Consider the following 11,048-nt stretch of genomic DNA (forward strand, 5'->3'; position numbering starts at 1 on the left):
TCAGGTGCGTTGGCGTGATCTCCACGTGCGGACAACCAGTGCCGCCAGGACCGCGGCAGCACAAATCACTTCTCCTGCTGCTCCGATCCGCGTCGCCAGAGTCGTCGTTGTCCTCAGCGGCACCCGCGCGATGAGGACATCGGGGGTGAACAGCGCTGTGCGTTGTGCAACGGTCCCATCAGGTTCGATGACCGCGCTCACCCCACTGGTTGCTGCGATGACCACCGCCCGATCGTGCTCGACTGCCCGCACCCGCGACATCGCGAGTTGCTGGTAGGTCATCTCGGTGCGCCCGAACGTCGCGTTGTTGGTCGGCACGGCGATCAGTTGCGCACCGGCGCGCACCGATTCGGTCACCAGATCGTCGAACGCGACTTCGTAGCAGGTCGCCACCGCCACCGGTACACCTGCAAGATCGACAACGCCATTGCCTGCGCCTGGAACGAAGTTCCCGGCCCGGCTGGCGTAGGAGGACAGCTGTGTCATCAGTTGCCGCAACGGCAAGTACTCCCCGAACGGCACCAGCTGACGTTTGTTGTGCTCCTGACCAGGCCCGGTAACCGGATCCCACACCACCGACGTGTTGCGGGACGTGCCGTTGCTCCCGGCGATCACCGCTCCCACCAGGATCGGCACCCCGATCGCCCGCGCGGCACGATCAATCTGCGCCGCAGCATCGCGGTTCCCGAACGGGTCGATATCGGATGAGTTCTCCGGCCACACCACCACATCGGGACGCACGACCCGCCCAGAGCGGATCTCCTCGGCCAGATCGAGGGTGCGCTGGACATGATTGTCGAGCACTGCGCGTCGCTGAGCATTGAAATCCAACCCCAGCCGCGGCACATTGCCCTGCACCACCGCCACCGTCACCGACCGCTCCCCCGCGTCATCGCCTCCCCCCGCGGGCGTCATCATCCACACCAGCAGTCCAATCACAGCAACCGTGGCCGCAGGCCCGGCCAACGTCTGAGGCTGCCGGCGGACCACAGCCCCCGCCGCCGCGGCCAGGGCCGCGCCGAGCAGCACCACAACGAACGACAACCCCGGCGCGCCGGCCAGCGCCGCCAACGGCAGTAGAAGCCCCTCCGGTTGGCCGAATGCGATTCGGCCCCAGGGGAAACCGCCAAACGGTATCCGGGAACGAACAGCTTCGACTGCCACCCAGGCGCCTGCCAACCACACCGGCGCGCCGCGCCATCTGCCCAGTGCCGCTGCCAACGCCCCGAAGATCCCGAACGCCACCGCCTGGACTGCTGCCAAGACCAGCCACGGCACCGCACCCACATAGATACCGACCCACGGCAGCAACGGCACGAAAAACCCCAGCCCAGCCAGATAGCCATAGCCGGATGCCGCCCACAACGACCGCCCCCGCAGCGTCACCACCAGAACCGCGATAGCCAACGGGGCGAGGAACCACAGCTGACGCGGAGGGAAACTCACGTACAGCATGCCGCCGGCGCCGACGGCAGCTGCGCCGCGCAACACAGGCTGACGCATCGGCAGAAACGACGCGCCGGCACGTCGACTATCCGAAAAACCCACCACCGCGCACCGCACCCCTCACCGAAGTTTGTCGAGCGCACCGATCCGCCCGCGGTCGCCCGGCCGGGGCCGCGCGCCTGTAAACTACTAGCTAACGTAGTAGTAGTTCGACGGGAGTGAACATCGTGGCAGGTCAAGCGCTAAAGGTTCGACTCGAGTCAAGGGTGCCCCGGTGAGCCGCACCGTCAAGATCTCACTCGCCGTGGTGTTCGTGTTCTGCCTGGCGCTGACAGTGGTGTTCGTGGTGTCCCGGGCCGGTGACAGCGAACAGGCTGCCGCCCAGGCGAGCATGACGGTACGGGATGATTCCCCACGTCTATCGACTCCGACCGAGTCCAAGGCAACATTCGTGGAATTCCTGGACTTCGAATGTGAAGGGTGCGGGGCGGCATACCCGGCGGTGGAGCAGCTTCGCCAAACATACGGCGATCAGGTCACTTTCGTGGTCCGCTACTTCCCGCTCCCCGGACATTTCAACGCTGACCGCGCAGCACGCGCCGTTGCCGCCGCGGCCGAGCAAGGTCAGTTCGAACCGATGTACCGCAAGATGTTCGACACCCAACGCAGCTGGGGTGAGCAGCGGGTACCGCTGGACGATCTGTTCTTCTCCTATGCCCAGGAGCTCGGTCTGGACATGGATCGATTCGCCGCCGACTACAACTCGCAGGCCACCCGCGAACTCATCGACCGCGATGTCGCTGACGGCAAAGCGCTGGGTGTCACCGGTACACCCACCTTCTTCATCAACGACGAACTCATCAAACCCGAGAGCTATGACGATCTGAGCTCGGCGCTCGAATCCGCACTACGCCAGTGACCGTCCCACCACCACCCCGCCAGGCCTCGCCATCCTCACCCTCGGCGGCAGCTACACGATTCCCAGTGTCTCCGCGACTGCTCGGGTGGATCCTTGCGGTCTGCGGAGGTATCGGGCTCATCGCTGCGTTCACGCTGACGGTTGAAAAGTTCGAACTGGCAACCGATCCGGCGTACACACCGACCTGCAGTATCAACCCGATCGTCAATTGCGGATCGGTGATGGATACCCCCCAGGCTGTCGTCTTCGGGTTTCCCAACTCACTGATCGGAATTGCCGGCTTCTCCGCGCTGATTGCTGTCGCGGTCCTGATGGGGAGCCGGCCGCCCACCTGGGTCATGATCGGGCTGCAGAGTGGGTTGACGGGTGCGGTGGTGTTCGTCCATTGGCTGATCTTCCAGAGCCTGTACCGAATCAACGCGCTCTGTCCGTACTGCATGGCCGTGTGGGTGGTTGTCGTGGTTGCCTTTTGGTATGTGAGCCTGCGCAATGCCGACCATTTCTGCCCACCCGGGGCAGCGCGCCGAGCCCTCGATGCGATCCTCACGGTGCACACCGTGGTACCGCTGGTGTGGATGCTGACAGTGATCGCCCTGATCGCCCACCGTTTCTGGTGGTACTGGTCGACGCTGATGTGACACCTCCGCGGTAGCGCCCGGCCCGAGACGGCAGACTCGTGTAGCAGAGATCTGCACTCGCCCAGACCGCAGGTGTGGTGTTGCCGATGTGATCCTTCACGGGTGATGGGTGGCTAACGCTTCCTCGTGGTGGCGCTGGGCGCTGGTCTCGAGCTGGAAGGTGGAATGCTCGAAGGAGATGGCGAAGTGAGTCGCCACGCAGGTCCGGATGTCATCCAAGATGGTGGGGGCGTGGCCGTCCTGGAAGCAGTCGTCATCGACCACAATGTGAGCGCTGATGATCGGTAGGCCCGTGGCCACCGTCGATGCGTGAAGGTCGTGCACGTCGTGCACACGGTCCATCTCGAGGATGTGGGCCCTGACGTCGTCGAGATCGATCCCTTTCGGGGTGAATTCCATCAGCACCCGCGTCGTCTCGGCCATGAGTTTGACGGCGCGGGGTGCGATGAGCGCGGCGATGAACAACCCGGCCAGCGCGTCAGCTTGTTGGAAACCGGTGGTAGCGATGACGATTGCGGCGACGATCACACCCAGCGATCCCAGTGCGTCGTTGAGGACCTCCAGAAACGCCGCTCGCATGTTGAAGTTGGCGCCGCGTCCCGAGGCGAGCACGAGCATGGCGACGATGTTCGCCACGAGTCCGATGACTCCGAAAAGCAGGAGTTCGGTCGAGGGCACCTCGGGTGGCGAGAACAGTCGTCGTACGCCTTCGACAGCAGCGTAGAGGCCCACAGCGAGCAGCAGCGAGGCCTGCCCCAGAGCGGCGATGACCTCGATGCGCCGCAGTCCCCAGGTGCGGGTTTTGCTGACCGGGCGGTACATCACGGTTGCTGCGACGAGCGCGACCGCTAAACCGATCGCATCTGTCGCGGCGTGTGCGGTGTCGGTCAGCAGCGCAAGACTTCCCGTGATCACCGACCCGACAAGCTGGGCCACGACGATGATCCCCGTCAGAGCAAACGCGATCGCCAGCCGGACACGCAGCGACGAGTCGCTGGATGCGGGGTCGGTTGGTCCGTGATTGTGTCCGGCTCCCATGCGTCGTACTCCCTCTCATCCACACCCAGATAGCTACGCTGTCCACATATATCAATACATGCGCATGTGACTATATGACAGACCGGGGCGGAACGGAACCGGCGGATCACGTCACGACTGAATCGGGATGTGCTGAGATGGCCCGACGTCGGCGGCGTGATGCCGGTGGTGGTGGGTCTGGTAACGGTGCGGTGACCGGAAACCTGTGGCCGCTGTGACCGTCGAACCGACGCCACCACTACGGGCCTCAGATGGGTAGTTGGGTATCGGTGATGAACGCGTCGCGGACCCACACGATGAATTGGTCCCACAGGCCGGTGATCAAGGCGATGCCCACCGCGATCATCATGGCGCCGCCGACGATCTGGATCATGCGGGCGTGGGTCCGCAACCAGCCCAGGCTGCGCAACGCCCATGCCGAGGAAAACGCAAGCACGACAAAAGGAATACCAAGGCCGGCGCAGTACGCCACGATCAACGCGACACCCTTGGCTGCAGTGGCGCCCTCGGTGCCGCTGGCCGTAGCAATGACCGCCGCGAGCGTGGGCCCCAGGCATGGGGTCCACCCGAGTGCAAAGACCCCGCCGAGTAGCGGAGCGCCGGCGATGTTGGAGACGCGGCGGGGGGCGAACCGTCGTTCCTGTTGCAGTGCCGGCACCAGCCCGATGAACACCAGGCCCATGATGATGGTGACCACGCCGCCGATGCGCTGGAGGACTTCACGATTCACCACGAAAGTGGTGGTGACTCCGAGTACGGTGGCGGTCGCTGCCACGAAGACCACGGTGAAACCGAGGACGAACAGGCCTGCGGCGAGCGCCACGCGCGAGCGACCCCGCTTGTTCGACTCCCCCACCGACACCGCGGGCGCCTCGGCGCCGACCACGCCAGCCAGATACGACAGATACCCCGGAACGAGGGGGACCACGCACGGTGAGGCGAACGACACCAGCCCGGCGATCACGCACGCGAGCAGCGCCAGCAGGAGCGGACCGCTGGCGACGAGGTCGGCAAACGTCTCGCCGACCGCAGCCTGCACTTCGACCGACTGTGGGGTCATTGGGGTTGTGCCACAGGCTCAGCGAGAACTCGCTGAACTGTTGACCCGAGTTCGTCGGCGGTGATGGCCTTGAGGAACACCGCGGCCGGACGGTGGTCGCGGTCGAGCACGATGGTGGTCGGCACCACCGACGTTGGGGTGGTCAGCGCAGCCAGGGTCAGACCGGCAAAGTCGTAGATCGAGGGAAAGGCGACCTTTCTGTCGATAATGAAGTCCTTCGCCGCTTGCCGGTTGTCGCGCAGATTGATACCGAGGAACTCGACTCCCGAGGCCTTGTTCTGGGCGTAGACATGTTCGAGGTCGTCGGCTTCTCCCCGGCAGGGTCCACACCATGAACCCCAGACGTTGATGACGACGACTTTGCCTGCGAAGTCGTCGAGTCCGATGGTCTCGTCGGTCACCACGTCAGGGCCGGAGACGTCAGCGATCCTCTGACGGTTCGCGGGCGGGTCGTAGGTGATGACCGTCTGCCCGCCGGGCGAGACGAACTGAAAGGTTCCCCCCTGCGCAACGGCGTCGTCGCCAGCGCTACCACAACCCGACGCTACCCACGGCACCACGCACATCAGCGCCAGGACCGCCGCCCGCACCGCGGATACCCGCCTTCTCTCCTGCTGCACCAGCGCTCCTCGCCGTTGATCTACTACGCAGCGTGGTAGATCACCATTCGAAATGTCAACATGACCATAGTTTTTGTGGCCGATCCCTGACCGGAGCCCCACTTCTCCTGGCGTAGATGTGTGACGTTCACCCAGCGCACTAGACCCTCTCACCTGCTACTACCTTCTAATCCTGGCGAGTGTCCGGCTCGGCAGTCAATGACCATCCACAACTATTAGTCCTAGTAGTAAATGCGCGCGATTGCTACAGGTGCTCAATCAGATCGTGTTACTGCTGTGACCTGTGGGGCCTATGGTTCGAACGGAGGGCTGCCGATCGTGGCCTTATGTGCACCTGGCGTGTGCTGCTGAATGTCAGTGCGTCGCGCCCGTCTCCGGAAGGTCTCGCTGGCATGCCTATGTCGTCCCTCATTCGCCGCTGCGGCGTTGCACGGCCCTGTCTGAGGCTGGGGGCCGTGGGAATTGTTGCTGCGGTTCTGCTGAGCCTCTCGCTTGACGCTCGAGCGCGCGCCGACGCAGATGACACCCATGTGGCCCAGCAGTTCGCCCAACTGGTCGCCGAGACGATCTCGGCATCCTTGGGGGGGCCGGCGATGGGGGAACTAGCCGACGAGATCCGGACCGTCAGCACATGTCTGGCCGATCGTGCGCGCCCAGTCGAGCCGTCGGAGCCAACGGATGACCCCATCACTGCGGTGGGTTGCTTTGCCGCCGTTCTCAGTGCGGGACGAGCAGCCGCCGAACTGGTTGTCGACGCGCTACCGATCGGGCGGTTGCTGGCGCTGCTGGCATTTGAGATGCGTCCCCACGATCCTGCGACCCCGCATCCCGCACCGAACGGTCCACCCGTCTATTCGTCGCCGTCGCCGGGGTCCGTAGTCGCTCCGACGAATGGTCGAATCACCTCCACCTTCGGTGACGGTCGAGGTCATCAGGGCATGGACATCGGCAACGACCTCGGCGCGCCGATTTTCGCGGTCACCGACGGCGAAGTGATCAACTCCGGCCCTGCCCAAGGCTTCGGATTGTGGGTACGTATCCGACATGCCGATGGAACAGTCACCACCTACGGCCATAACGACGACAACCTCATCGAGGTAGCGGCTCCGGTCACGGTCGGCCAACCCATTGCCACGGTTGGCAACCGAGGTAACTCAACCGGCCCCCACTTGCATTTCGAGGTGGCCGATGCATCCGGTGCTGCCCTCGACCCGGTGAGCTGGCTCGCCGAACGCGGCGTCCGTCTGCCCGCCGACGGCGAACCTACTATCCCTCCCAACGAACCGCCGAGCAGCGGAAGTGCAGACCTCTGGCGGTAGGGAGCAGCGCCGCGTAACCGCGATGACCCTCCGCGCCTGATATTGGTGAGGGAGCCGACTTTTCGTTGCCGCCATGTCGGTACTCGCCCGAGATTCGGGATTCCGGGCCCAACTATGCTACCTAGTAGTTAATCGACTACAGTCCGTAGTTACGGCCCGGGAAGTCGCACGCAGGATGCGCGTGTTGCTCGATCAGGGCCACCGTTTGTCCGACTCAGATGGAGGCCTGATGACCGCGGTGTCCCCGCGCCCACCCGAGGTGGTCGCTACGCGGCCCTACCCCGAGCGGCGCAAGTCCAGAGGGTCATTCATCTACAAGCTGCTGACCACGACCGATCACAAGTTGATCGGCATGATGTACATCGTCGTGTGCTTCGCGTTCTTCCTCATCGGCGGCCTGATGGCGCTGCTGATGCGCGGCGAGCTCACGACGCCGGGCATGCAGTTCCTCTCGACCGAGCAGTACAACCAGCTGTTCACCATGCACGGCACGATCATGCTGCTGATGTATGCCACCCCCATCGTGATCGGCTTCGCCAACTTCGTACTGCCCCTGCAGATCGGCGCTCCCGACGTCGCCTTCCCGCGGCTCAACGCCCTCGGCTTCTGGCTGTTCGTCTTCGGCTCGACCATCGCGATCGCCGGCTTCATCACCCCCGGTGGTGCCGCCGACTTCGGCTGGACCGCCTACACCCCGCTCAGCGATGCCATTCACTCACCCGGCGTCGGCTCGGACATGTGGTTTCTCGGACTGACAGTGTCCGGCTTGGGCACCATCCTGGGCGCGGTCAATATGGTCACCACGGTCATCTGTCTGCGCGCACCGGGAATGACGATGTTTCGCATGCCGATCTTCACGTGGAACATCCTGGTCACCAGTGTCCTGATCTTGCTGGTGTTCCCGCTGCTCACCGCGGCACTGCTCGGCGCCGAAGTCGACCGTCAATTCGGCGCGAATCTGTTCGATCCGTCCAACGGCGGCGCCATTCTCTGGCAGCACATGTTCTGGTTCTTCGGCCACCCCGAGGTCTACATCATCGCGCTGCCGTTCTTCGGCATCGTCTCCGAGATTTTCCCGGTCTTCAGCCGTAAACCGTTGTTCGGGTACTCAGGACTGGTCTACGCCACCCTCGCCATCGCCGCCCTATCGGTCGCGGTGTGGGCACACCATATGTATGTCACCGGCGCCGTGCTGTTGCCGTTCTTCTCCTTCATGACGTTCCTGATCGCGGTGCCGACGGGCGTAAAGTTTTTCAACTGGATCGGCACAATGTGGCGGGGCCACATGACGTTCGAGACACCGATGTTGTTCTCGGTCGGCTTCATGGTCACCTTCCTCTTCGGCGGACTCACCGGTGTGCTCCTGGCCAGCCCACCCATCGACTTTCAACTCTCCGACAGCTACTTTGTGGTGGCCCACTTCCACTACGTCCTCTTCGGCACCATCGTGTTCGCCACCTACGCCGGCATCTACTTCTGGTTCCCGAAGATGACCGGACGTCTGCTCGACGAACGCCTGGGCAAGATCCATTTCTGGCTGACGTTCATCGGCTTCCACCTCACCTTCTTGGTGCAACACTGGCTCGGAGCAGAAGGCATGCCCCGCCGGTACGCCGACTACCTGCCCTCAGACGGCTTCACCACGCTCAACATCATCTCCACCGCCGGCGCGTTCGTCCTCGGCATCTCGACCTTGCCGTTCCTGTGGAACGTCTTCCGCAGCTACCGCTACGGCGAGGTCGTCACCGTCGACGATCCATGGGGCTTCGGCAACTCCCTGGAATGGGCCACCAGTTGCCCACCGCCGCGCCACAACTTCACCGAACTCCCCCGCATCCGGTCGGAGCGTCCAGCGTTTGAACTGCACTACCCGCACATGGTGGAGCGGATGCGCGCCGAAGCTCACGTCGGCACACGGCACGGTGAACCCAGCGAGACCGCAGAAGAAGTCCGCCGTGCGCCGCTGACCACCGGAGACCATGAAGCATCTACAGATCCCGACCCGGAGAGCCGACCGTGAACAACTCCCCCTTCCCTGCCCTCGACCAGGCCGCCGTCCCGCGATCGCGCCGCCCGCTGACCGTTCCTCGATGGTTCGCCATCCTCGCAGTCGGCTACACCGCGTTGATGACCTTTGCGTTGACCCTGCTCGCGGGTTCTGTCCTCGCTCAGGGCACTCCCCTGCTGCTGTGGCTGATCGCGGCGACCGCGGCAGCCTGCGCGGCCCGCGGAGCAGCCGCGATCGCGGCCCGCACAGCACAACCAGCGCGCGGCCGTGCGCTGCGGCGGTAGCCGGTCGCGTCATCCATCGGCCCAACTCTGCGTGATCAGAGCCTTGCCTGCGGGGCGTGGTGCTGCACAGCGCCACGTGGGCCATGTCGAGACTGCACGCCCCGATGCATAGCTGACGCGATCCCGGTATGACCCTGGTGACGTGGATTATGCATCCTGTTGCGACAGTCTCTCGGCTGGCGGGTCCGATGGCGAAGATGCACTCTGGGCCTCGCGGGGGCGGCGCGCGCGGGGCGTGCGCGCAACACCATGAGACACGCGCCGGTGAAGGTCGTCGTTACCGGTGGCGCAGATGAACGAAACGTCACCGGGTTTGCGACACTAACTGCTGAAGAGTGAACGTGGCGGTGCGGGGACTCACGCGGTGAGCCCATGCGCAACAACTGAGAGCACCGGAAGTGCTGCAACGGTACACAATGCGGCACCCAGAAGTGGCAGTACACTCGCCGCTGCGTACTTCGATTTGGTCGGCTCGATCACGCCATTGTCGAGCATGCGCAGCCGGTAGCGCGTGGAGTGCTGCATGGGGGTCCCGGGGCCTACGCCCTGACCGGTGACATGGGCCAGTGCGCTGCGTACCGCAGCCGTGCTGGTGACCCGGGCTGCCGACATGTCGGCATCCACTTCGATCAGGGCCGCGACCGCCGCTGGCGCCCGCCGAAACAGCGGTACGAAGGGCAGAGCACGTGCCATGACGTCGCAGACCGCCAGGACCCGGTCGTGACGAGACCTTAGATGGGCGAACTCGTGTGCCAGTACTGCTGCCCGCGCCTCGGCCGGCACGCGTGTGCGCAGCGCGCTGGTGGCTACCACGAAACCGCTGCGTCCGCCGACGCAGTAGGCCATGGGGTGGGGATGATCGATCCAGAGTACGTCGGGGGTATCGGGTTCGGTGCTGCCTACCACCGCAACGACGTCGCGATGAAGGCGTTGCACACGTTGCACATCGCGCGTGTGACGAGCGCACGACATCGCGGTGCGAGCGACCACGGCGAACAGCACGACGGCGACGGTGATGCCATACACCTGGCTGAAATCGTCGCGCACCGCATGCAGGACAGCGCCAGCGCACCGAGCCAACGTGTCGACGAAACGCTCCGCAGGCGGCGCATCGGGCCATAAGGCCGACAGCGCCGACAGGAGAAGCAGTCCCACCGCAGTGGCAATGCTGCTGACCCATGCGGTGATCACTACCCGCGGTGACCATCGCTGTGGCAATCGGTCGAGAACGTAAGGACCCAACACACCCAGCACGGCCGCGCCCACCAGGTGGGCCAAAGCAACGCTCACACTCTCAGCGCCTTCTCGGACGATCCGTCCGCGTCCGGGACAAGTGTTCGCTAAGGACCTCGCGCTCCTCGGGGGTAACCATCCGCGCGAAATGCATCAGGACCGCCGTGGAATCGCCGCTGGCATCGAGCACCCGTCGCAGTGTCTGCGACGTCGCCTCCTCCCGCGACTGCAACGGGAAGTACCTGTAGGCGCGGCTGATCTTCTCGCGTCCGGCGAAGCCCTTCTTGTGCAGATTGGTTACCACGGTCAACACCGTCGTGTACGCCAGATCGCGATCGGCCAACGCATCGACAATGTCGTGCACACTCATCGCCGCAGAAGCGCCCCACAGCACGTCCATCACTGCGCGTTCCAACGAACCCAATTGAGTCACCGTCGCCTGCCTGATCGCCTTGTCTTTGCTGCCAGTCTAGAACAAACTAC

Annotated in this window: 11 protein-coding genes; 5 read left to right on the plus strand and 6 right to left on the minus strand. The window is 64.2% G+C overall.

Features of this window, described 5'->3' with window-relative positions; genetic code table 11:
• On the minus strand, positions 1 to 1,503 hold the full coding sequence (lnt, locus tag GKZ92_RS23065; protein WP_035755530.1) for an apolipoprotein N-acyltransferase: 1,503 nt from the start codon (positions 1,501 to 1,503) through the stop codon (positions 1 to 3).
• 217 nt (positions 1,504 to 1,720) lie between these two features.
• Here lnt and GKZ92_RS23070 point away from each other — a divergent pair, with 217 nt between their 5' ends.
• The gene (locus tag GKZ92_RS23070) at positions 1,721 to 2,365 is read left to right on the plus strand and encodes a DsbA family protein (RefSeq protein ID WP_035755528.1); all 645 of its coding nucleotides are present in this window, start codon (positions 1,721 to 1,723) and stop codon (positions 2,363 to 2,365) included.
• A gap of 65 nt (positions 2,366 to 2,430) precedes the next feature.
• Positions 2,431 to 3,003 carry a vitamin K epoxide reductase family protein gene (locus tag GKZ92_RS23075; RefSeq protein WP_155225796.1) on the plus strand — a complete coding sequence of 191 codons (573 nt, stop codon included), beginning with the start codon at positions 2,431 to 2,433 and terminating at the stop codon, positions 3,001 to 3,003.
• Between the two features lie 96 nt (positions 3,004 to 3,099).
• Here GKZ92_RS23075 and GKZ92_RS23080 read toward each other — a convergent pair whose 3' ends face one another.
• From GKZ92_RS23080 to GKZ92_RS23090, 3 genes are all read right to left on the minus strand, one after another.
• The gene (locus tag GKZ92_RS23080; protein WP_155225797.1) at positions 3,100 to 4,041 is read right to left on the minus strand and encodes a cation diffusion facilitator family transporter; all 942 of its coding nucleotides are present in this window, start codon (positions 4,039 to 4,041) and stop codon (positions 3,100 to 3,102) included.
• A 247-nt stretch (positions 4,042 to 4,288) separates the two neighbouring features.
• Complete coding sequence (locus tag GKZ92_RS23085) at positions 4,289 to 5,101, minus strand: cytochrome c biogenesis CcdA family protein (RefSeq protein ID WP_155225798.1); 813 nt, start codon at positions 5,099 to 5,101, stop codon at positions 4,289 to 4,291.
• On the minus strand, positions 5,098 to 5,667 hold the full coding sequence (locus GKZ92_RS23090; protein ID WP_155225869.1) for a TlpA family protein disulfide reductase: 570 nt from the start codon (positions 5,665 to 5,667) through the stop codon (positions 5,098 to 5,100). The genes GKZ92_RS23085 and GKZ92_RS23090 overlap by 4 nt, the downstream gene beginning before the upstream one ends.
• Positions 5,668 to 6,113: 446 nt before the next feature.
• Between GKZ92_RS23090 and GKZ92_RS23095 the strand changes: the two genes are divergently transcribed.
• The 3 genes from GKZ92_RS23095 (at position 6,114) to GKZ92_RS23105 (ending at position 9,332) form a co-directional block, all read left to right on the plus strand.
• Positions 6,114 to 7,040: a M23 family metallopeptidase gene (locus GKZ92_RS23095; protein WP_055476918.1), complete on the plus strand. Its 927-nt coding sequence runs from the start codon at positions 6,114 to 6,116 to the stop codon at positions 7,038 to 7,040.
• A 229-nt stretch (positions 7,041 to 7,269) separates the two neighbouring features.
• Positions 7,270 to 9,060, plus strand: coding sequence for an aa3-type cytochrome oxidase subunit I (gene ctaD, locus GKZ92_RS23100; RefSeq protein ID WP_055476897.1), 1,791 nt, complete (start codon positions 7,270 to 7,272; stop codon positions 9,058 to 9,060).
• Complete coding sequence (locus GKZ92_RS23105; protein WP_055476898.1) at positions 9,057 to 9,332, plus strand: hypothetical protein; 276 nt, start codon at positions 9,057 to 9,059, stop codon at positions 9,330 to 9,332. Before ctaD ends, GKZ92_RS23105 begins: the two co-directional genes overlap by 4 nt.
• A 357-nt stretch (positions 9,333 to 9,689) precedes the next feature.
• Here GKZ92_RS23105 and GKZ92_RS23110 read toward each other — a convergent pair whose 3' ends face one another.
• Positions 9,690 to 10,622: a M56 family metallopeptidase gene (locus GKZ92_RS23110; protein ID WP_055476899.1), complete on the minus strand. Its 933-nt coding sequence runs from the start codon at positions 10,620 to 10,622 to the stop codon at positions 9,690 to 9,692.
• A gap of 4 nt (positions 10,623 to 10,626) precedes the next feature.
• On the minus strand, positions 10,627 to 10,998 hold the full coding sequence (locus tag GKZ92_RS23115; RefSeq protein ID WP_055476900.1) for a BlaI/MecI/CopY family transcriptional regulator: 372 nt from the start codon (positions 10,996 to 10,998) through the stop codon (positions 10,627 to 10,629).
• Positions 10,999 to 11,048: the final 50 nt, after the last annotated feature.

The sequence above is a fragment of the Gordonia sp. 135 genome, from assembly GCF_009720185.1.
Taxonomy (GTDB): Bacteria; Actinomycetota; Actinomycetes; order Mycobacteriales; family Mycobacteriaceae; genus Gordonia; species Gordonia alkanivorans.